This is a genomic window from Marihabitans asiaticum (assembly GCF_007828725.1).
In the GTDB taxonomy this organism is placed as follows: domain Bacteria; phylum Actinomycetota; class Actinomycetes; order Actinomycetales; family Dermatophilaceae; genus Marihabitans; species Marihabitans asiaticum.
Genome location: NZ_VIUW01000002.1, coordinates 361,186 through 380,926 on the forward strand (window position 1 = coordinate 361,186; position 19,741 = coordinate 380,926).

The 19,741-nt window shown below is 68.9% G+C and carries 23 protein-coding genes and 1 tRNA gene; 14 read left to right on the forward strand and 10 right to left on the reverse strand.

Features of this window, described 5'->3' with window-relative positions; all coding sequences use genetic code 11:
• Positions 1–3: 3 nt before the first annotated feature.
• Genes FB557_RS06270 through sp36 form a run of 4 tightly spaced genes read right to left on the reverse strand, consistent with a single transcriptional unit; the run spans position 4 to position 2,267 of the window.
• Positions 4–819, reverse strand: coding sequence for an MBL fold metallo-hydrolase (locus FB557_RS06270; RefSeq protein WP_246074498.1), 816 nt, complete (start codon positions 817–819; stop codon positions 4–6).
• Positions 816–1,622 (reverse strand): NUDIX hydrolase, encoded by an 807-nt coding sequence (locus FB557_RS06275; protein ID WP_144856706.1) that lies wholly within the window; start codon positions 1,620–1,622, stop codon positions 816–818. The genes FB557_RS06270 and FB557_RS06275 overlap by 4 nt, the downstream gene beginning before the upstream one ends.
• Positions 1,623–1,638: 16 nt before the next feature.
• Entirely contained in the window at positions 1,639–2,109 is a 471-nt protein-coding gene (locus FB557_RS06280; RefSeq protein ID WP_144856708.1) for a RidA family protein, read from the reverse strand.
• A complete protein-coding gene (sp36, locus tag FB557_RS14145) occupies positions 2,109–2,267 on the reverse strand; it encodes a Sp36 family protein (protein WP_170236215.1) in 159 nt (52 codons plus the stop codon). The genes FB557_RS06280 and sp36 overlap by 1 nt, the downstream gene beginning before the upstream one ends.
• Before the next feature lie 54 nt (positions 2,268–2,321).
• Here sp36 and FB557_RS06285 point away from each other — a divergent pair, with 54 nt between their 5' ends.
• Complete coding sequence (locus tag FB557_RS06285) at positions 2,322–3,335, forward strand: ArsA-related P-loop ATPase (RefSeq protein WP_170236216.1); 1,014 nt, start codon at positions 2,322–2,324, stop codon at positions 3,333–3,335.
• Positions 3,332–4,489, forward strand: a complete 1,158-nt coding sequence (locus tag FB557_RS06290) for an ArsA family ATPase (RefSeq protein WP_144856712.1) — start codon at positions 3,332–3,334, stop codon at positions 4,487–4,489. Before FB557_RS06285 ends, FB557_RS06290 begins: the two co-directional genes overlap by 4 nt.
• A gap of 34 nt (positions 4,490–4,523) precedes the next feature.
• Here the strand turns inward: FB557_RS06290 and FB557_RS06295 are convergent, their stop codons facing one another.
• Complete coding sequence (locus FB557_RS06295) at positions 4,524–4,826, reverse strand: WhiB family transcriptional regulator (RefSeq protein WP_144856714.1); 303 nt, start codon at positions 4,824–4,826, stop codon at positions 4,524–4,526.
• A 189-nt stretch (positions 4,827–5,015) separates the two neighbouring features.
• Between FB557_RS06295 and FB557_RS06300 the strand changes: the two genes are divergently transcribed.
• Positions 5,016–7,226, forward strand: coding sequence for a transglycosylase domain-containing protein (locus FB557_RS06300; RefSeq protein WP_144856716.1), 2,211 nt, complete (start codon positions 5,016–5,018; stop codon positions 7,224–7,226).
• A 30-nt stretch (positions 7,227–7,256) separates the two neighbouring features.
• Here FB557_RS06300 and FB557_RS06305 read toward each other — a convergent pair whose 3' ends face one another.
• Complete coding sequence (locus FB557_RS06305; protein ID WP_144856718.1) at positions 7,257–7,718, reverse strand: GatB/YqeY domain-containing protein; 462 nt, start codon at positions 7,716–7,718, stop codon at positions 7,257–7,259.
• Positions 7,719–7,833: 115 nt separating this feature from the next.
• On the opposite strand from FB557_RS06305, the gene FB557_RS06310 reads away from it, so the two are divergent.
• Positions 7,834–8,781, forward strand: coding sequence for a metallophosphoesterase (locus FB557_RS06310; protein ID WP_144856720.1), 948 nt, complete (start codon positions 7,834–7,836; stop codon positions 8,779–8,781).
• Here the strand turns inward: FB557_RS06310 and FB557_RS06315 are convergent.
• Positions 8,753–9,106 carry a hypothetical protein gene (locus FB557_RS06315; RefSeq protein WP_144856722.1) on the reverse strand — a complete coding sequence of 118 codons (354 nt, stop codon included), beginning with the start codon at positions 9,104–9,106 and terminating at the stop codon, positions 8,753–8,755. The genes FB557_RS06310 and FB557_RS06315 overlap by 29 nt on opposite strands.
• Between FB557_RS06315 and FB557_RS14150 the strand changes: the two genes are divergently transcribed.
• Both FB557_RS14150 and FB557_RS06320 read left to right on the forward strand, forming a co-directional pair.
• The gene (locus FB557_RS14150; RefSeq protein ID WP_170236217.1) at positions 9,092–9,253 is read left to right on the forward strand and encodes a hypothetical protein; all 162 of its coding nucleotides are present in this window, start codon (positions 9,092–9,094) and stop codon (positions 9,251–9,253) included. The two genes, FB557_RS06315 and FB557_RS14150, sit on opposite strands and share 15 nt — an antisense overlap.
• 162 nt (positions 9,254–9,415) lie before the next feature.
• Positions 9,416–9,492 (forward strand) — tRNA-Pro (locus FB557_RS06320).
• An 805-nt stretch (positions 9,493–10,297) separates the two neighbouring features.
• Here the strand turns inward: FB557_RS06320 and FB557_RS06330 are convergent.
• Positions 10,298–11,416, reverse strand: a complete 1,119-nt coding sequence (locus tag FB557_RS06330; protein WP_144856724.1) for a sensor histidine kinase — start codon at positions 11,414–11,416, stop codon at positions 10,298–10,300.
• Complete coding sequence (locus tag FB557_RS06335) at positions 11,413–12,135, reverse strand: response regulator transcription factor (RefSeq protein WP_281290045.1); 723 nt, start codon at positions 12,133–12,135, stop codon at positions 11,413–11,415. The genes FB557_RS06330 and FB557_RS06335 overlap by 4 nt, the downstream gene beginning before the upstream one ends.
• A gap of 156 nt (positions 12,136–12,291) precedes the next feature.
• Here FB557_RS06335 and FB557_RS06340 point away from each other — a divergent pair, with 156 nt between their 5' ends.
• The 4 genes from FB557_RS06340 to FB557_RS06355 all read left to right on the forward strand — a co-directional run bounded on the left by FB557_RS06340 (position 12,292) and on the right by FB557_RS06355 (position 15,715).
• On the forward strand, positions 12,292–12,525 hold the full coding sequence (locus FB557_RS06340; RefSeq protein WP_007924950.1) for an SHOCT domain-containing protein: 234 nt from the start codon (positions 12,292–12,294) through the stop codon (positions 12,523–12,525).
• A 33-nt stretch (positions 12,526–12,558) separates the two neighbouring features.
• Positions 12,559–14,064 (forward strand): multicopper oxidase family protein, encoded by a 1,506-nt coding sequence (locus tag FB557_RS06345; RefSeq protein ID WP_144856726.1) that lies wholly within the window; start codon positions 12,559–12,561, stop codon positions 14,062–14,064.
• Entirely contained in the window at positions 14,061–14,954 is an 894-nt protein-coding gene (locus FB557_RS06350) for a F510_1955 family glycosylhydrolase (RefSeq protein ID WP_144856728.1), read from the forward strand. Before FB557_RS06345 ends, FB557_RS06350 begins: the two co-directional genes overlap by 4 nt.
• Positions 14,955–15,112: 158 nt before the next feature.
• Positions 15,113–15,715, forward strand: coding sequence for a DUF305 domain-containing protein (locus FB557_RS06355; protein ID WP_144856730.1), 603 nt, complete (start codon positions 15,113–15,115; stop codon positions 15,713–15,715).
• Positions 15,716–15,785: 70 nt separating this feature from the next.
• On the opposite strand, the gene FB557_RS06360 is transcribed toward FB557_RS06355, so the two are convergent.
• A complete protein-coding gene (locus FB557_RS06360; RefSeq protein ID WP_144856732.1) occupies positions 15,786–16,193 on the reverse strand; it encodes a four-helix bundle copper-binding protein in 408 nt (135 codons plus the stop codon).
• A gap of 283 nt (positions 16,194–16,476) precedes the next feature.
• Here FB557_RS06360 and FB557_RS14525 point away from each other — a divergent pair, with 283 nt between their 5' ends.
• From FB557_RS14525 to FB557_RS06380, 4 genes are all read left to right on the forward strand, one after another.
• The gene (locus FB557_RS14525; RefSeq protein ID WP_246074586.1) at positions 16,477–17,076 is read left to right on the forward strand and encodes a YdhK family protein; all 600 of its coding nucleotides are present in this window, start codon (positions 16,477–16,479) and stop codon (positions 17,074–17,076) included.
• Between the two features lie 121 nt (positions 17,077–17,197).
• Positions 17,198–17,539, forward strand: a complete 342-nt coding sequence (locus tag FB557_RS06370; protein ID WP_007926989.1) for an NADH-quinone oxidoreductase subunit A — start codon at positions 17,198–17,200, stop codon at positions 17,537–17,539.
• On the forward strand, positions 17,530–18,813 hold the full coding sequence (locus tag FB557_RS14530; protein ID WP_246074501.1) for a hypothetical protein: 1,284 nt from the start codon (positions 17,530–17,532) through the stop codon (positions 18,811–18,813). Before FB557_RS06370 ends, FB557_RS14530 begins: the two co-directional genes overlap by 10 nt.
• Positions 18,806–19,741 carry a complex I subunit 1 family protein gene (locus tag FB557_RS06380; protein ID WP_144856734.1) on the forward strand — a complete coding sequence of 312 codons (936 nt, stop codon included), beginning with the start codon at positions 18,806–18,808 and terminating at the stop codon, positions 19,739–19,741. Before FB557_RS14530 ends, FB557_RS06380 begins: the two co-directional genes overlap by 8 nt.

A 19,741-nucleotide genomic window follows, 5' to 3' on the forward strand; every position in this document is an offset into this window, starting at 1 on the left:
TCGTCAGCCCCGCCGCCGCAGATAGGTGAGCTGGGCGAGCACGGAGAGCCGGGCCGCGGGCCAGACCGAGCGGTCGACGTCGGCGTAGACGCTGGCCACCACCTCGTCGGCGTCACGGGCCCCGTCGGCCACCGCCTGGCGCACCTGGTCCAGCCGTTCGCGGCGGTGCCGTCGGTAGAAGCCGACCATCGCCGCGGCGTCGGGGACGGTGGGGCCGTGGCCGGGCAGGATCGTGCTCACCGCGCCGTCGCCGGTGAGCCGGGAGATCGTCTCGAGCGACGACAGGTAGGCCTCGAGCTCGCCGTCCGGGTGGGCGACGACCGTCGTGCCCCGCCCGAGGACCGTGTCACCGGTGAGCAGCGCGTGGTCGGCGGCGAGGGCGAAGGAGAGCGAGTCCGCCGTGTGCCCCGGCGTCGCCACCACCGACAGCTCCACCCCTCCGGCGTCGAGCACGTCCCCGTGGCCAAGGTCGCCCCCACGCCCGGCCGAGACCACCGGCGCTGCGGTGAGCCGAGCCAGCCGCGGGGCGCCCTCGCTGTGGTCGCCGTGGCCGTGGGTGAGCACGATCTGGGTGATCCGCGCGTCCCGTGACGCGACATGGTCGAGGACCCGCTGCTGGTGGGCTTCGTCGTCCTCGCCGGGGTCGATGACGAGCGCCGAGCTCGACCCGGGGGCCATGACGACCCAGGTGTTCGTCCCGTCCAGCGTCATCGGACCGGGGTTGCCCTGCAGCAGGCAGTGCGCGTGCTCGGTGATCTGCCCGCCCGCCCACTCACCGACCGCGGCCGACGGCGAAGGGGGGTGAGCCGCCCCGCTCACGCCAGCTCCACCCGGAGCGCCGGGCCGGCATCGGTCTGGGCGAGATAGGGCAGCACCCGTGGGACCGCGGGCGGCGCAGTCATCGCCCGCGAGACCGAGCCGGCGGCGGCGAGGTCCTCGAGGCAGACCAGTGTCGGCGGCATGAGAGCCAGAGCGCCGTCGGCGTGGCGGGCCAGTGCGTCCTCCGGGCGGACCCAGGCGGCCTCCTCGGCCTCGGAGGTGTCGCCGTCCGGCTCCTGCCCGGCGGGCAGCTCGGCGACGAAGAACCGGGTGTCGTACCGGCGGGGCTCGATCTCGGGGGTGACCCAGTGCGCTCGGTACGTCAGCAGGTCGCTGCGCAGGTCGGTCCCGGTCTCCTCGAGCAGCTGACTCAGCGGGATCTCGCCGAGCTCGAGGGCGGCGCGGGCGCGACGCCGCGCGGCGGGGTCGGCCAGCCTCCCCCCTTCGCCGTCGGTCCCGGCGAGCAGGACCCCGGTCTCCTCGAAGACCTCGCGGACGGCGGCCGCGACGAAGCCCCGGGCCTCGCTCTGCCCACAGTCCATCCGCTGCGCCCACTCCTGCGCCGAGGGGCCGGCCCAGCGCAGGTCGTCATCGGTGTCGCGCACGTCGACCCGGCCACCGGGGAAGACGAGCATCGAGGCGGCGAAGGCCATCGAGCGGGCCCGGCGCAGCATGAAGACCTCGATCCCCTGCACGGCGTCGCGCACAAGCATCACCGTCGCTGCCGGTCGGGCCTGGCTCACGGGGGCGTCATCAGCCGCGAGCGGCAGCTGGCTGCCGAGGAAGAAGTCACGCGTCGTCATCAGATCAGTCCGCGCGTCACGCTGCACGCAGCCGCACGACCAGCTCGACCTCGACGCTGGCGCCGAGCGGCAGCACCGCCACCCCGACGGCCGAGCGGGCATGCCGCCCGGAGTCGCCGAAGACCTCGGCGAGCAGGTCGCTCGCGCCGTTGACCACCCCGGGCTGCCCGGTGAAGCCCGGGTCGCTGGAGACGAAGCCGACGACCTTGACCACCTGCTCGACCTGGTCGAGGTCGGCGACCGAGGCGACCGCGGCCAGGGCGTTGACCGCGCAGGTCCGGGCGAGCCGGTTGGCCTCGTCCGGGGAGACCAGACCCGGCCCCTCCCCGACCTGCCCGGTGCTCGCCATCTGGCCGTCGACGACAGGCAACTGGCCGGAGGTCCAGACGTGCTCGCCCGAGCGCACCGCCGGCTGGTAGGAGCCGGCGGGCGCCGCGACCGGTGGCAGCTCGATGCCCAGCTCGGCGAGGCGCTCTGCGACCGCCATCACGCGCCCTTCGGCCGCTTGAGGTAGGCGACGAGGTTCTGCCCGTCCGGGCCGGCAACGACCTGGACCAGCTCCCAGCCGTCCTCGCCCCACTGGTCGAGGATCTGCTTGGTCGCGTGGACGATGAGCGGCACGGTTGCGTACTCCCACTGAGTCATGGATCGCACCCTATCGATCGTCGGGGCGGCTGCGGGGGCGTCTACCCTGCCGAGGTGCGCACCCGATTGCACGTGGTCACCGGCAAGGGCGGTACCGGCAAGACCACGGCCTCCGCTGCCCTGGCCGTGGCGTTGGCCCGTCGGGGGCGGCAGGTTGTCGCGATGGAGGTCGAAGGGAGAGACGGCCTGGCCGGCGTCTTCGGCCTGGATGGCGAAGGGGTGAGCGCGGCCCGTCGCGGTGAGCTGGCCGTCGATACCGACCTCGGGGCCGATTCGGCGGGCTCGGTGCACATCACGGCCGTGGACCCGCGCGCGGCCCTCGCGGAGTACCTGAGGCGCACCGTCCGCGTGCCTGGGGCGGCGTCGGTCCTGGACTCCGTGGGCGCCGTCGATTTCGCGACCACGGTCGCGCCGGGGGTACGGGACGTCATCGTGCTGGGCAAGGTCTACGACATCCTCCGGCGGCCCGAGCGCGGTCGCGGCCGGTCCGGCCGGGGTGCCCGAGGTGTCCAGGGGCGCGAGTACGACGACGTCGTCCTCGACGCGCCGCCCACCGGGCGGGTAGGGCGCTTCCTGGACGCGCCGGTCCAGGTGGCCGAGCTGGCCCGGGTCGGGCCGATCCGCAGCCAGGCCGACGCGGTCTCGCAGGTCTTCCGCCGCGCGGGCAGCCAGGTGCACGTGGTCACGGTGCTCGAGGAGCTCGCGGTCCAGGAGACGATCGAGGCGGTCGAGGAGCTGCGCGCCCTGGGCATCCCGCTCGGGTCGCTCCTGGTCAACCAGGTCGAGGAGCCCGTCCTTCGAGCCACCCGCTGGGACGAGGCGCGGTCGATGACCGCGCCGGCCCTGACGCGTGAGTGCGCACGGCATGGTCTGCGCCTCGACGACGGGGCGTCGCAGGCGCTGCTCGATCAGCTCGCCACCCGGGTGGCGCTCGATGCGGACAGGTCGGCGCGCCTGCGCCGGCTCGAGCAGACCGGACTGGGACTGACCTCCCTTCGCCGGGTACCGGAGTCGCTCACCCCGTCGGAGCTGGGCGCGCTCGCCGAGGACCTGAGGGGGCTGGCATGAGCGGTCTCGCCGATGCGGTCCGCGACCCCGGGGTGCGGGTCCTCGCGGTCCTTGGACCCGGTGGGGTGGGTAAGACGACGACGTCGGCCGCCCTCGGACTGGCTGCCGCTCAGGCCGGCAGACGAGTGGTCGTGCTCACCATCGACCCCGCGCGACGGCTCGCCCAGGCGATGGGGCTGGGCTCGATCGGCACCGAGCCGCAGGCCGTCCCCCTGCCCGACGACGCCGAGGACGCCGGCACCCTCGAGGTGATGATGCTCGACATGCGTCGCACCTTCGACGAGGTGGTGCGCGCGCGGACCGACGCCGAGACGGCGGCCCGCGTCCTGACGAACCCGATGTACGAGAGCCTGTCGACCTCGCTGGCCGGCACTCAGGAGTTCATGGCGATGGAGCGGCTCGGCCAGGTCGTCGACGATGTCGGGCCGGGCCGACGATGGGACCTCGTGGTCGTCGACACCCCGCCCGCGCGGTCCGCGCTGGACTTCCTCGACGCGCCGCAGCGGCTCGGCGGGTTCCTCGACAGTCGCCTCTTCCGGCTGCTGGCGGTGCCGGCGCGGGTCGGCACCCGGGTCGGTTCCCGGGTGCTCGGCGGGCGGGGCGAAGGGGGGCAGAGCCTGGCCCGACGCGTCCTGGGTTCGGTGCTCGGCGGCTCGCTCGTCGACGACGTCGCAGGCCTCCTGCACGCTCTCGACACGGTGCTGACCGGCTTCGCCGAGCGGGCGGCACGCACCCGGGCGCTGCTGGCCTCGGATGCAAGCGCACTGATCGTCGTGACGGCTCCCGAGCGCGGCCCGGCGCACGAGGCGCGGACCCTGATCGAGCAGATGGCGACCGACGGGCTGGAGGTCGGAGCCGTGGTCGCCAACCGGGTCGTCACCGCGGCGGAGCGGCCAGGGATCCAGGAGGCGAGGGCTGCGGTCGCTGCCTCAGCGGACGAGGGGCGGCCGCACGAGGGCATCGCGGCCGCCGCCCTCGACGTGCAGATCGGGCGGGCCCGCGACGCCCGGCGGCACGCTCAGGTCGTGCGGGAACTCCGCCGAGACGTCAGGTCGCGAGGCATCCCGGTGGTGGCGGTGCCGGCCGCCGAGGTCGAGGTGCAGCGGCTCGAGGCGCTCTCGGCGATCGGTCAGGCACTGCTCCGTCGAGCCTGACGGACCTGCTGGACCGTGGCGGAGCGGTCCTGGGTCAGCCCGGCTGCTCGGTGGCTCGGGCCTGCGCGAAGAGCTCGGCCCACGAGGTGACGTCGGGGCGGCGACGAAGGAGGGCGCGGCGCTCGCGCTCGGTCATGCCACCCCACACACCGAACTCGGTGCGGTTGTCGAGAGCATCTGCCAGGCATTCGGCGACGACGGGGCACCCACGGCACGCCTGCTTCGCTACGCGCTGGTCCTTGCCCTGGACGAAGAGCGAGTCCGGGTCGAGGGTGAGGCACCTGCCGCGGCTCGCCCAGTCGCTCGTCCACCTCGTGGATGACGCCACCGTGGTCATCGAGACTCCTCCCCGACCGGCTCATGCCCCCGCGCGGTCTGCAGAGGCTGTCCCACATCGTAGGTGCTTACCGATTCTTTACCATAGCCCGAAAGAACTAGTCAGTGAGGGTCTCAGGCCCTGCACGGCATCGGCCGGTCTCCGGAGCGGCGCCCGGCGTCTCTCAGGCTTGCTGGTTACCCTGGCGCCATGCGTCGCTCCTCTGCCCCGCACCTGACCAGCCTGCTCGGGGCCTTCCTCGCCGTGGCTGTGGGGATGGGCATGATCAGCGCAGGTCTGGTCATGCCGCTCGCGGGGGCCGCCGGAACCGCTGCGCGCAGCACGGTGACCGCCTTCGAGGACCTCGACGACGAGTTCACCGCCGTCTCCCTGGCGCAGCAGAGCAAGATCATCTCCGCCGACAACAAGACCCTGGCGACCCCGTACGACGCCAACCGGATCATCGTGCCGATGAAGAAGATCTCGCCGTGGATGATCAAGGCGCAGCTGGCGATCGAAGACAGCCGCTTCTACGAGCACGGGGGCATCGACCTGCGCGGGACGAGCCGGGCCTTCTTCAGCAACCTCACGAGCCAGGAGACCCAGGGCGGGTCCTCGATCACCCAGCAGTACGTCAAGATCATGCTGCAGGAGAAGGCACTGCGTGAGGACGACCAGGAGGCGGCCAAGGCGGCGGTGGAGCAGACCTACAGCCGCAAGCTGCAGGAGATGAAGATCGCGCTCAACGTCGAGGAGACGCACACCAAGGACCAGATCCTGCGCGGCTACCTCAACCTCGTCTACTACGGCGACCAGGCCTACGGGGTCGAGGCGGCCGCCCGCCACTTCTTCTCCAAGAGCGCGAAGGACCTCGACATCGGCGAGTCCGCCACCCTCGCGGGCGTCGTGCAGTCCCCCGGCGTGCTCAACATCCGGACCAACACCGCCGCGGTGCAGGAGCGTCGCGACGTCGTGCTTGACCGGATGCACGCGGTCGGCGTGATCGACGAGGAGCAGCTGGAGAAGTTCAAGGGCGAGCAGCTCGAGGACATGATCAAGCTCAAGCGCAACGAGGGCGGCACCTGCACCAAGGCGGTCGATCCGTACTTCTGCAACTACGTCATCTCCTATCTCAAGACGATGCCCGAGCTCGGCCCCGACCCCGACGCCCGTCAGCAGGCGGTCTTCACCGGCGGTCTGACGATCAAGACGACGCTTCGCTCGGACTGGCAGAAGGAGATGCACCGCTACCTCACCGAGAAGGTGCCCAACGGTGACCCGAGCGGCGTGGGCGCCGCGGCCGCGATGATCGAGCCCGGCACCGGCAAGGTCCGAGCGATCGCACAGACCTCGCAGTACAAGGTCGGCCTGGAGCAGGCCACGACGAAGTTCTCGGAGCAGGCCTGGACCTACCCCACGACCTACGGCGGCACCAACGGCTTCGCCATCGGGTCGACCGCCAAGATGTACGCCCTCGCGACCGCGCTCGGCAAGGGCAAGCCGGTCGAGTCCACGATCAATGCGCCGGTGGCCGGTCTGAAGCGGCCGCACACCTTTACCAAGGACGAGTTCGACTCCAACTGCACGACGACCGAGCCGTGGGAGGTGCAGAACGACTTCACCTCCGGTGGCCGGCTCACCCTGCGCAACGCCACCGCGAACTCCATCAACACCGCCTTCGCGCAGCTCGCCTCCGACGTCGGGTCGTGCGAGATCCCCAAGACGATGACCGCGATGGGCCTGACCGACGGCAACGGCGAGAAGTACGGCCTCGCGCGCGACGCCAGCGGGAAGAAGGTCGACGGCTCGTACTCCATCGCCAACCTCGTCCTCGGCTCGGACTCCACCTCACCGGTCCAGCTGGCCAGCTCTTTCGCCACGCTCGCCGCCGACGGCAAGTACTGCCCGCCGAGCCCGATCGAGTCGATCACGACGGCCAGCGGCAAGGAGATGGAGATCAAGCGGCCCGAGTGCAAGCAGGTGATCGACACGGAGGTCGCCCGAGGCGTGACCGACCTGCTCACCGCGCCGCTGAAGGAGGGGACGGCGAGCAACGCCCAGCTGGCCGGAGGACGCGAGGCTGCTGGCAAGACCGGCACGACGGACCAGCACCGGCAGTCGTGGTTCGTCGGTTACACCCCGCAGCTGGCCACGTCGGTCTGGGTGGGCACCCCGATCACCGAGAAGCAGATGGACCGGGTGAACATCGGCGGGCGCTACTACGACCAGGTCTTCGGTGGCACCATCGCGGCCCCGCTCTGGAAGCAGATCATGGACACCGCGAGCAAGGAGATGGAGGCGAAGACCTTCCCCGAGCCTGCCGAGTCCACGATGCGCGGAGACGACCCCACGAGCAGCGACGGCAGCTACATCCCACCGGTGGCCCCGAGCGCACCGGCCGAGCAGCAGCAGACGGGCTGACCCCCTGCGCGACGGGCTGCGCCTCGGCGGCTACGCCTGGCTCAGCCGTCCCCTGACCAGAGCAGCCACCGCACCACCGTCGGCGCGGCCGGCCACCTCCGCCTGGGCGACCTTCATCACCTGACCCATCTGGGCCATCCCGGTCGCCCCGGTCGCGGCGATGGCGCGGTCGACGATCGAGGTCAGCTCCGCCTCGTCGAGCTGCTCCGGCAGGTACGCCTCGATGACCGCGAGCTCGGCCTCCTCCCGCTCGGCCAGCTCGGCCCGACCCGCATCGTGGTAGGCCTGCGCCGACTCCTTGCGCTTCTTTGCCTCCTTCGCGAGGACCTTGAGCGTCTCGGCGTCGGTCAGCTCCCGGGCCGTGTCCCCGGCCACCTCCTCGGTGGTGACCGCGGCCAGCGCCATCCGCAGGGTTGCCGAGCGCACCTGGTCCCGGGCCCGCATGGCGTCGTGCAGGTCGTGCTGGATGGTCGCCTTCAAGGACTCGCTCATGGCGCCATTCTCCCCCTTCGTTGTCGTCGTGGCTTCCCCGCCTCCGCTCTCCACGCGTCGCATGCGCCTGCAGCCGGCATCGACTGCCCCGTGCCCGCCCGTAGACAATGGGCCCATGGCATCCCTCTCCCCTGCGCGCGCCGTCGGCGCTCTGGCCTTCACCGGGGTGGCCGGGTTGGCCTACTCCCGCCTCGAGACCCAGCTCTTCACGCTGCGCCGGTGGTCCGTCCCGGTGCTGCCCGCGGGCAGCCGCCCCGTGCGGGTCCTCCAGCTGAGCGACATCCACTTCGTCCCAGGGCAGCGGCGCAAGACCGCGTGGATCCGCGGGCTCGCCGACCTCGACCCCGACCTCGTCGTCAACACCGGCGACAACCTCAGCCACCTCGACGCCATCCCCGGTGCGCTGGACGCGATGGGGCCGCTGCTGGACCTGCCCGGAGCCTTCGTCATGGGGTCCAACGACTACTTCGCGCCGACCTGGAAGAACCCGGCGAGGTACCTCACCGACCGGTACGCGCAGGCACCCCCGAACCGGACCCGGTTGCCCACCGAGGAGCTGCGCGAAGGGATGACCTCCGCCGGGTGGGCGGACCTCGACAACGCCCGGGCCCAGGTGCGGGTCGGCGATCTCACCCTCGATCTCGTCGGGGTCGACGACCCGCACATCGAGCGGGACGACTACCCGAGCGTGGCGGGCGAGGCGCGGCCAGGCACCGACCTGCTCGTCGGGGTGGCGCATGCGCCGTACCAGCGCGTGCTCGACGCGATGCACACCGACCGAGCAGCGCTCGTCATCGCCGGGCACACCCATGGCGGTCAGCTGCGCGCGCCCGGGTACGGGGCGCTGGTGACCAACTGCGACCTCGACCGACGACGCGCGCGAGGGCTGTCGCGCTGGTGGCCGGGAGCGGCCGACCTGCAGGACACCGATGCTCCGGCCGATGCGTCGTGGCTGCACGTCTCCGCCGGTCTGGGCGCGTCCCGGTTTGCGCCGGTCCGCTTCGCCTGCCGCCCGGAAGCCTCCCTGCTGACGCTCATCCCTCGTGAGGAGACCCGAGCATGAAGGCCACCGAGATTGCCGCTCTCGTCACCGCGGGCCTCTTCGCCGCTGGCGCCTCCGTCGCGGCCCTGGGAGTTGGCCAGTCGCCGCCCGCGCCACCGCCCTCTGCCACCTTCACCTCGCCGGTCAGCTCCACGAGCAGTGACTCCTCGTCCTCATCGCCCCGTTCGTCAAGCAGCTCGACGTCGTCGACGACGACTCCATCCCCGTCTGCCACCACGGGGGCGTCGACACCCGCCTGGACCCCGCCAAGCACCACCTCCCAGTCCCAGCAGCCCGCGTCGCCGGCTGTCTCCACCTCGACGACGCCGGTGTGGACCCCGCCCACCTCCTCGACCTGGACGCCCGGGCCGACTACCTCGACCCCGGCATGGACCCCTCCGTGGACCCCGCCGCAGACCCCCGCGACGACCTCGCCACCCGCCCCACTGCCGAGCAGCAATCCCCCTTCGCCCTCCCGGACACCGACCACTGACACCACCGCGCCCGCCGAGCCGAGCACCTCTCCAGGCACCTCGGCGTCCGTCACCAGCGAGACCAGCGACTCCTCCAGCGACTCGGACGGCGGCTGATCCCGCCGATTGGGGCGGCAGCCCACGGCTGGGTTATCCTGCCTGTCGCCGCTCACGAGCGGCCTCGGGGTGTGGCGCAGCTTGGTAGCGCGCTTCGTTCGGGACGAAGAGGTCGCAGGTTCAAATCCTGTCACCCCGACCAACTGACTTAGGCCTCTGACCTGCGGAAACGCAGTCAGAGGCCCTCGTCGTTCCCTCCCATGGGCACAACTGAGGCATAACTCGACCGGCTGCGGACGTGAATGACCCCCGCGAGGCGGCAACCTCCGGGGGCCGGACGACAGCAAGGCGGTTGCTGCACGTGGCTCTCATAGTACCCGTAGCAGCTCCACCCGAGAAGGGTGTCGAGCACAATCGCGCGGACCTCGCCTGTCCCCTCTCAGCGCTTCACGTCGGCGCCGATCCAGCCCCCGAGCGGGGTGATCGCGTGACTCGCTGACTTCGCAGGACGCGGCGCTGGACAGGGCCTCAGCCGCGACACAAAAACGATCGACGCCCCCGGTGATTGACCTCCAGGCTCGCGAACCGGCACGAGCCGCCCCCCGTAGTGCAGTGCACGGCCGTCGTGGGGCCAGCGATCAGCTCGCTCTCGACAGGAGAGCGGGCCAGTCGGCGTGGGATGGAATCAACGTGAGGTCGGTTCGTTGGGAGGGATTCCCCACCCCTCTGCCCGAGCGTCGAGTCACTGTTCTAACGCGACTCGGCCGAGACGAGCAGACCGTCACCAAGGTACTGATCGAAACACCAGAGGGCGCCGTACGGCTGGGCTTCATCGGCTCGCCCACGGTCCTCGTAGACGGCCGCAACCCGTTTGCCCGGGGTGACGAGCAACCGGCTTCAGCCTGTCGCGTCTTCCTCACGCCCAACGGGCCCGACGGAGCCCCACCGTGGATCAGTTGCTGGAGGCAGTGGTTCTCAAGGCCTGGCTTCCCTTGGTCTCTTACTCGTCATCGCACGAGCAGCAAGGAGATGGTGAAGCATGAGCCCTTTCCGGGGCCGGGGCTGGATGCGGTGAGTCCTCCGTGATGCGCATCGATGATGGCCTTGCTGATGGTCAGGCCGATACCGGATCCTCGTTGGTCGTTTGTGCGAGCTGAGTCGCCGCGGTAGAAGCGTTCGAATGCGTGCAGCACCTGGTCGGGTGTCATACCTTCGCCGGTGTCGGTGACGGTGATGATGGCTTCTCCGCCGTCGCGTCCCGCTGCGACGGTGATCGTTCCTCCGGCGGGTGTGTGCCTGAGGGCGTTGGTGAGGAGGTTGGTCATGACTTGGGCGAATCGGACCCGGTCGACCAGGGTCTCGAGTCCTGTCGCCTTGTCAACGTCCAGGACCAGGTTGAGGCCCTTCTCCGAGTAGCTGTCACGCATGCCCCAGTAGACCGCCCACAACAAGTCAGTCACCTTGTGGCGCTGGATGTCGAGGGCGAGATGTCCTTCTTCGGTCGTGGAGACCTCGTTGATGTCCTCGGCCAGTCGCGCCAGCCGTTCCGTCTGGGCGGTCAACGCGAGACGAGAGTCATCACCGAGGGTCACCACGCCGTCGTGCAGTCCCTCGTGGTAGGCGCTCAAGGTCGCGATCGGCGTGCGCAGTTCGTGGGCGAGGTCGGACAGCATCCGTCGTCTGGTGTCCTCGACTCCTTCCAAGCGGGCCGCCATCACGTTGAATGCTCCGGCGAGGGTCTCGAGCTCAGTCCCCGCACCGACATGAGGCACGCGGGTGGAGTAATGGCCACGGCTCAGTTCGCGCGCGGCATCGGTCATCTGCGCCAGCGGTTGACGCAGCCGTCGGGCGAGGAACCAGGCCACCGCAGTCGCCCCAGTCAGAGAGATGAGCAGGCTCACCCCCAGGGCGATGAGCGAAGCGTCCCGAAAGGCCATCTCGATGTGGACCAGCTCGGGTGCGTTCTCCTGGTGCCCCGCTTGGAGGAGGTGGTCGTGGAAGATCGGGGGGCCGATGACGGCGGCGACGAGCCCGGCTGTCAGTGCTCCCGCAAGGAGTACCAGGATCTGTCCCGCCAGTAGTCGAGGCGCCAGACCCTTGGAGAGTGTGTTGACGCGCTTGTTCATCCGGGCCCCATCCGGTAACCGATGCCGCGCACCGTGGTGATGTAGCGAGCGAGATCGGGGTTGTCTCCGAGCTTGCGTCGCAGGTGAGCGATGTGGACGTCGACCAGGTGCTCGTCCCCGACCCAGCCGCCACCCCAGACCTCCTCGATGAGCTGCGTGCGGGAGAAGGCCATCGAGGGCCGTTGGGCCAAGGTCATCAGCAGATCCCGTTCGGTCGGTGTCAGCGGAACTGGTTCTCCCTTCAGGTGGACCTGCTGCCCGATTGGGTCGACCTGAAGGTCGCCGAATACCCATGGGGTTGCCGCAGCGCTGGAGTTGCCGGCGTTCCCGCCCCGTGGGCGACGCAGGACCGTCTGCACGCGTGCCACCAGCTCGCGCACGCTGAAGGGTTTGGTGACGTAGTCATCGGCGCCCACGGAGAGGCCGATCAGGGTGTCCACCTCGTCCGATCGGGCGGTCACGACGATGACGTAGCAGTCGCTGAAGGTGCGGATCTGGCGGCAGACCTCGATGCCGTCCAGTCCGGGCAGTCCCAGGTCGAGGATCACCACGTCTGGGGACTGCTCTCGTGCTGCTTCGACTCCGGCGACGCCGTTGTGCTCGACTGTGGTCTGGTACTCGCTGCGGGCGAGATAGGCGGCGATCATCTCTGCCAGCGTCTTCTCGTCCTCGATGATGAGCACCTTCGACAACGGCTCGACAGGGGTTCGTGTGCTCACGACAGACAGTCTCACCCGAGGGCCGCACCACGGCCGACGTCAGCGGCGAATCGACGAGGATCTTCGTCAAACCTCAACGCGGCGACCACCAACCCATGACCTTCCCGCCGGAGCCTGTCTGCATGCCGGGAGGTCGGCTTCAAGAAGGAGTCTCCGATGATGTGGAATCACGGCTGCGACATGATGTGGCTGGGCATGGCCGCAGGCGTCCTCGCCTTCTGGGTGATCGTCGTGCTCGCCGTGCGCGCACTGTTCCCCGGCCAGAGAAGCACCGCCACAGGCCCTACCCGGACCGACGCGCTGACGCTTCTCGACGAAGGACTGGCCCGCGGTGACCTGAGCGTCGATGAGTACGAAAAGCGACGTCACCTGATCATTCATGGGCGCTGACGCGCGTCGGTACACCGACCCCTGGAGGGAACTATGGGCTCTATCACTCGCCGTGGCCTGCTGATCGGTGGCCTCGGTACCGCTGGCGCAGCGGGCTTGGGAACGTATGCCGCCACCAAAGGATCGGGTGCCAGCGCGCCGAAGGGGGCCTTCGGCGCTCCGACGCCGGTCTCACCTGACCCGGGCCAGACGGTGGTGACCAAGTCCTTGACCGCCAAGCCGATCACCCTCGATCTAGCGGGCCGCACCGTCTCGACCTGGGGATACGGCGACGCCGTGCCTGGTCCACTTCTGCGGGCCACCGCCGGCGACTTCCTGCGCGTCACCCTCGACAACCAACTTCCGGACGAGACCACCATCCACTGGCACGGTATTCGTCTGCGCAACCCGGCCGACGGCGTCCCCGGCATGACGCAGGACCCGGTGAAGCCGGAGACCTCCTACGTCTACGAGTTCACCGCGCCCGATCCGGGCACGTACTTCTTCCACCCTCACGTCGGCGTTCAGCTCGACCGGGGACTGTACGCCCCGTTGATCATCGACGACCCGAACGAGCCAGGCGGCTACGACGCCGAGTGGGTCCTTGTCCTCGATGACTGGATCGACGGAACAGGCACCACGCCCGAGCAGGTCCTGGAGAAGCTCTTGGCCAATGACTCCGGATCCGGGGGCATGGGTGGCATGGGTGGTATGGACCACGGCGAGATGGGTGGCATGAACCATGGCGCCATGGACGAGGCCGAGCCGTGGGGCGACGCCGGAGACGTGACCTACCCGCACTTCCTGATCAACGGACGGCCGCCAGCGGACCCCGAGACGCTCAGAGCCAAGGCCGGGCAGAAGGTTCGTCTGCGAATCATCAACGCCGCCTCCGACACCATCTTCACCGTTGCTCTCGGGGGGCACCGGATGACGATCACGCACAGCGATGGGTTCCCGGTCGAGCCGACCGAGACGGACGCGTTCTATATCGGGATGGGCGAACGTTATGACGCGATTGTCACCCTCGGCGACGGGGCCTTCCCCTTGGTGGCCAAGCCGGTCGGCAAGGCCGGCGGCGGTCAGGCCATGGCCGTAGCCCGCACCGGAAGCGGCGCCGCACCCGGCGGGGACGCCAGCCCACGAGAATTGACCGGACGGGTCCTCATCGGCTCCGACCTGAGACCCGCCCAGGCAGCCAAGCTGCCCAGCAGGAGACCCGATGCAACCGCGCGGCTCACTCTCACCGGATCGATGCAGCCCTACGCATGGGGGATGAACGGAGCTCCGTTCGGCAAGAACGAGCCCCTGACCGTCCGGGCCGGGCAACGACTGCGGATCAACGCCACCAACATGACGATGATGACTCACCCGGTGCATGTGCACGGCCACACCTTTGCCCTGCCCTCCGGGCTCAGGAAGGACACTGTCCTCATGGCCCCCATGCAGTCTTTCGCCATCGACCTCGACGCCGACAACGAGGGCGACTGGATGATCCACTGCCACAACATCTACCACGCAGAGGGCGGCATGATGATCGCGTTGGAGTACATCGCATGAGGCCCCGTCGACGACGTGTCGCCCGAGGTATCGCTGTGGTGGCTGCGGTGGCGCTGCTGGCCGGGTGCTCTTCGACATCCGAGACCGGGACACCGCAGTCCACTGGCGGTGAGTCGTCCAGCCCAGCGGGAAGCGACGCGAGCCAACAGCCCGCACCCTTGATCCATGTTCATGGGATCGCTCGACATCCACGAACCGGCGACGTGCTGGTGGCGACCCATCAAGGTTTGTTCCAGCAGGTCGACGGCAAGCTCGTCCGCAACGGTCCTGCCATCGACCTGATGGGCTTCACCATCGGCGACGACGGCACTCTGTATGCCTCCGGCCACCCAGCACCCGGTACCGACCTCCCCCAGCCAGTAGGTCTCATCACGTCACAGGACACGGGTCGCACCTGGCAGGTCGCCTCACGCGGCGGGCGCTCGGATTTCCACGCTCTGACCGCCGGCCCAAACGGCGTCATCGGGTTCGACGGAACGCTTCGACACACCAGCGACAAAGAGACCTGGGATACGCGGGACATTCCCTCACCGCCACGGGTGCTGGCCGCTTCCCCCACGTCCGGGAAGGTGCTGGCCACCACAAGCGCTGGCCTGCTCATGAGTCAGGACGAGGGCACCACCTGGACCTCCCTCGCCCCACCAGAGGTCGCCGTCCTCGCCGCCTGGGCCGACGAGGAGACCATCGTCACCTCTTCAGCCGCGGGCAGACTGGCAACCAGCAGCGACGCCGGCCAGACCTGGACCCTTCATCCGGGGAGCATCGGGCCGGCCGAAGCGTTGTGGGCGGGCCGCACTAGTGACGGACAACTGGAGATCATCGCGTCCGTCCACGGGCGCGTGATCAGCACCACGGATGCAGGAAGGACCACCCAGACATTGGTCCAGTGAGTCGTCGTGCCTGTGCGACCAGGTCTCGGACTCCGCGGCGCTGATCCTCCACCGGCATCGCGGTGGCCTTCATCCAACCTCAATACGATCGGGATCGAATCACCATTCCGCGACGTGAGGGTTGGTCCTGCCCCGAACATTCTGCGAAGGAGTCCCCGATGACCCGCCTTGGACGGCGCGCTGCTCACGTGGTCGCGACAACCCTCACCGCAGGCGCCCTGGCTGCCTGCTCCAGCGGCTCTGACGGATCCATGTCCGGGATGGACCACGACAAGACACCGATGAGCACCAGCGACACCTCTACGACGGCGGAGGGCCGGCAAGGCGACATCATGTTCGCCCAAATGATGATCCCTCACCACGAGCAGGCGATCGCGATGGCCGACCTCGCTCTTGAACCTTCAGCCAATGCCTCGGAGCAGGTCCGCGACTTCGCCAAGGACATCAAAGGCGCCCAAGGCCCCGAGATCCAGACGATGGAAAGCTGGCTCGAGGACTGGGACGCTCCCACCGCGAGTTCCACCGGCATGGAGCACGGGTCCGGGATGATGACGCAGGAGCAGATGGCGGCACTCACGTCAGCCACTGGCGCCGAATTCGACCGGCAGTGGCTCACCCTTATGATCCAGCACCATCAAGGCGCTGTGATCATGGCGGATCAAGTTCTAACCACGACCGAGGACGACGCAGTCGAGAGGATGGCCAAGGCCATCGTCAAGACGCAGAAAGCCGAGATCACGGCCATGCAGCGCGAACTCTGAGCGCGGCATGCCCTTGACGAGCTCGGCCGGCCGGATCACGGGTGGCGCGCGACCCGGCCCCGATAATCGGTCAGGTGAGCGAGGTGATCAACTCGCGGCAGGCCTGCTCGCACCGCCGGCACGCCTCGGCACAGATCCGGCAGTGCTCATGCATCGAGGCATGCTCCTCACAGCTGTCACCGCACGACTTGCAGGCTGTCGCACAGGCCTCGAGGAAAGCCCGCGTGAGGTTGGCGTCGTAACCGGTGTGGCGCGAAAGCGCCGAGCCGGTCGTCGTGCAGATGTCCGCGCAATCGAGATTGGCGCGGACGCACTTGGTGAGATCAGTGACTGTGTCCTCACTCAGACAGGCGTCGGCACAGGCGGTGCACGTCTGGGCGCACTCGAAGCAGGCTTGGATGCACTCGATCAACTTGGCTCTGTCGATCCCACCCAGATCTTTCGGGTAGGTCTCGAGCATCTGCTCCACGGTGTGCATGTCTGTACTCCTTCATTCGATGAGGCGACGCGACAACGGTGCATGCGGCACGCGTCGACGAGAGTCCTTGGGCTACCCCAGCGAGGTATGCCGAAACCTGCTCGCCTGGCACAGGAGCGAACAGCTGCTGGGCTATGTGCCCACGATTGGTCAGCATGCCCTGGTTCAAGATGTCGGGACCCTGCTCGAACTCGTCCTGCTCCATCCGACGCAGCCGTACATGCTGCCAGGGGGTAAGGGTATGAAAGTTCACGAGGAGAAGGCGCGAAGGAAGGAAGATGGCATGACGACGGTCCATCGGAAGGTTCACGCGGCAGCGACTGCCGCGGCGGCAATTGCGCTGCTGGCGGGGTGCGGAGGAACGGCCGAGGATGACGCGACGCAGTCACCGCAGTCGTCGATGACGTCTGACTCGTCCGCGTCCAGCAGTGGGACCAGCGAGGCAATGGGTGGTCACAAGACTGATGGCGGACCTCCTCCAGAGGGCATCGAGCAGGCGAGTTCGCCGACGTATCCCGTGGGCACGAAGGTGACGTTGACTGCTGACCACATGTCGGGGATGAAGGGGGCCGAGGCGACCATCTCGGGCGCCTTCGACACAACGGCCTACTCCATCAGCTACACGCCCACGGACGGCGGCCAGCGGATCACGGACCACAAGTGGGTCGTTCACGAGGAGCTGAAGGACCCCGGCGACGCGCCATTGGAAGCGGGTACCGAGGTCGTCCTGGATGCCGATCACATGGCCGGCATGGATGGCGCCGAGGCGACGATCGACAGCGCGAGCGATGAGACGGTGTACATGGTCGACCTCACGATGGATGGCATGAAGATGACCAATCACAAGTGGGTCGTGGAGAGCGAGATCCAGCCAGCCAAGTGACCTCGACGCTGAGATGCTGCTGAGTGCGCAGTCCGTGGCAGACGACGCCCCCTTTTTTTGCGTCGATCCTCTGCTGGCTTACATAAGTTTGTTGTCTACAGGTCAAGAAGGGCGGATCGCGGTGTACGGGATCGTGGCGATGGCGCTGGTGGCGGTGTTCGCTGTGGCGTTCCTCTATGCGCTCCACCGGGCTGTCAATGTACTGGCCGAGCCACTAACGGTGCTCCCGGCGCAGTCGGGGTGGTTGCCCCAGGAACATGCGCTCTCCCGGTTCCACGCCCGCTGGTATCCCGCCTCCATCGTCTTCCTCGCCTTCGATGTCGAGATGTTGTTCATGTACCCGTGGGCAGTGGTCGTGGCCGAGGAGGGGATGACTGCGGTGGTGGAGATGTTCCTCTTCCTCGGAGCACTGCTCATCGCCGTGACGTGGGCTTGGCGGGAGGGGGTCTTCCGATGGGTCTGACCCGAATCCTCGCCCATCTGGCGGTCAACTCCGCCCGTGTCCTGATCGTCGAGGCACCGGGTCACTGGCTCACGCGCGTGGAGCTCGAGCAGCAGATGTTGCTCCGAGGCTGGTGTGCGGCATGGACGCCGGCGGATGCGGACGTGCTGGCGGTGTGCGGTGTGCCAGGTCCCGAGCTGGTAGAACTCGCGCAGCGCCTGTGGGAACAGATGCCCGGTCCGCGGGTGCGCGTCGACGTCGCCTCGTCGGCAGTTGTGGGTTCTGCTCTCGAGGACGCGGCAGCGCTCCTTCTCGATACCCCGTATCACCGGGCGGATGCCCGGGAGAGGGCGCAGGAGCCTCGGATTCCTGAGGACCACGGTCAAATGGGCCACGAGGGCATGGACCACGGTGGCCACGAGGGCATGAACCACGAGGGCATGGACCACGGTGGGCACGAGGGCATGAACCACGAGGGCATGGACCACGGTGGGCACGAGGGCATGAACCACGAGGGCATGGACCGCGGTGGGCACGAGGGCATGAACCACGAGGCCATGGACCACGAGGGCATGGACCACGCGGGCCACGGGGGTCATGGCGGAATGGACATGGCCCCGGCCGGGATCGCGCTGGCCCAAGGTGGTCAGGACCGGGACGGTCTGGAGATGGATGTCCTGCATCTCCCGCTCGGTCCTGTGCTTCCGTTTTGGCCGGCTGGGCTGGTGCTGTGCTGCTCGCTGCAAGGTGATGTCGTCGTCGACGCTGCGGCGTCCGTCGTTGACGGTGCGGGCCAGGCAGCCGGCAGCAAGGAGCCCCAGGCCCCTCCGGTGCCTGCGTCTGCGGTGCGGTGCGATGGCGTCATGGCGCTGCTGGCGTTGGCCGGGGCGGATGACGCGGCGGCGCGTGCTCGCCGGGCCCGGGACGCCCTGGTGCGTGGCGATCAGGGTGCCGCCCGGGATGTCGTCGAGCGGTTGCACCGTACGGTGCGGAGATCGTGGTTGCTGCGCTGGTCCCTGCGGGGGGTGCTGGTCCTCGATCCGTCCGATCTGGCACGGCACGGCCTGCCGGAGGGTTGCCGGGGAGACGCCCACGATCGCCTGTCGTCCATGGTGGAAGGGCTCCGGAGCGAGGTGTGCGGCGGCGCAGTCCCGGCGGCCGTGGAGTCTGGCGCAGTGCCGTGGGAGAGGATGCCGCATCTGGTGACCGGGTTGGAGCTGGCCACCGTGCGTCTGGCCGTGGCCAGCTTGAATCTGGAACCCTTCTCGACCGTCCAGGAGACGGGGCATGCCTGAGAGTGGGATGGTGATCGCTGCTGTGGGGTGGGCCGGGGTGGCCGGCATCCTCCTGTGCGCTCTGGCCTACGTCGCGGTGACTCTCGATGCCGTGCTCTCGGCCCGGCAGCTGGGTGTGCGCGGCGGGTGGACCGCGCCACTGAGCCGCGCTGCGCGGCTGTTGCGGCAACGCCAACGCACCACCGTGGCCGCGGACACCCTGCTGTGGCGAGTCGGTGGCGCCGGGATGTTCATCGGCGCGTTCTTGATCGTCGCGGTCATCCCGATGGGCCGGTGGGTGCTGGCCGATCCCGATGTGGGCATCGTGTGGTTCAACGTCGTCGACGTCATGGTCTGGGCCCTGGTGTGGCTGACCGGGTGGGGCGCAAACTCCACCCACAGCCTGGTGGGCGGCTACCGCTTCCTGGCCCACGGACTGGCCTACGAGCTGCCGCTGATGTTCGCCCTGGTCGCTCCGGCGATCGCCGCCGGCAGCCTGGGTGTCGGGGATGTGGTGGCCGCCCAGGACGGCCTGTGGTTCGTCGTGTGGATGCCGGTGGCCTTCCTCGTCTACCTAGTGGGCGTGACGGGGTTCTCCGTGTGGGGACCGTTCGCTCCCGCGCTGGCAGCAGACATCGCCGGTGGGGTGCTGGCCGAGCTCTCGGCCGTGGACCGTCTCGTCTTCCAGGCCGGGCGCTACCTGTTCCTGGTGGCTGGAGCAGCCTTCTCGGTGCCGCTGTTCCTGGGCGGTGGCTCCGGGCCGGTGTTGCCCGGCTGGGCCTGGGTGCTGGTCAAGACCGTGGCTGTGCTGGCCGTGCTGGTGTGGCTGCGCCGAAAGGTTCCGCTGGTGCGCCCGGACCGGTTCATGGAGATCGGGTGGATGGTGCTGCTCCCCGCGGTCGTGGTCCAGGACCTGCTCGTGTCCCTCATCGTCGTGTCGGGAGGTTGA